This window comes from Catenovulum sp. 2E275, assembly GCF_025515275.1.
Taxonomy (GTDB): domain Bacteria; phylum Pseudomonadota; class Gammaproteobacteria; order Enterobacterales; family Alteromonadaceae; genus Catenovulum.
This window is the reverse complement of sequence record NZ_JAOPFU010000117.1, coordinates 1-811: the sequence shown is the minus strand read 5'-3', so window position 1 is coordinate 811 and position 811 is coordinate 1. Positions and strand designations below refer to the sequence as shown.

Annotated in this window: 1 protein-coding gene; it reads left to right on the top strand. The window is 39.7% G+C overall.

All coding sequences use genetic code 11. The features are described 5' to 3' along the window. Positions 1-811: Ig-like domain-containing protein (locus N7931_RS19310; RefSeq protein ID WP_262795970.1), on the top strand; the 811-nt coding region annotated here is incomplete at both ends.

Sequence of the window (811 nt, the reverse complement as noted above, 5' to 3'; positions counted from 1 at the left end):
TTGCGCAAGTGAATGAAACGGGCGAAATAGATTTAACAGCGCCAGTGTTAACGATTAATCCTATTGGTGCAACCAATGATGAAACACCTGTTATTTCAGGAGAAACTAATGCACCAGAAGGAAGTGTGATTAGTATTAATCTTGTTGATGCTCAAGGAACAACTCAAAATTTACAAGCACAGGTTTTGGCCGATGGTAGCTGGCAAGTTGAAGCTGGCGAACCAGTTGCTCAGGGTCGTTTTACTGTCTCTGCTCAAACTCAAGATGCAGTTGGCAATGTCTCAAATGCAAGTATAACTGCAATATTTAGTACAGAAGAGTTACCCGAAATTTCATTAAACCCAATTGGTCTAGTTAATGATGTAACTCCAATTATTAGTGGAACTAGTTCTGCTCAGGTTGGTAGTGAGATCCGAGTTATTGTGGAAGATAGTAATGGTGCTCAGCAGCTTTTTATTACAAATGTTAATGCAGACTCTAGTTGGTCAATAGAGATCGAGAACCCATTAGCAGAAGGCATATTTAGTATAGATGCTAGTGTATTCGATGAGACTGGTAATACAGCTAATATTAATGGAATGGGTGAAATAGACATAACAGCCCCAAGTTTAACGGTAAATGAAATAGGAGAAAGTAGTAATAATCAACCAGAAATTAGTGGATTCACAGATGCTCAAGTTGGCTCAGCAGTAGAAATTGTTGTAACAGACAGTTCTGGTGTCGCACAAAATTTAACAGCTTTAGTTACAGGAGACGGTAGCTGGTCAGTTCAAATTCCTGATGCTCTCCCAGAAGGAGAGGCCGATATCTC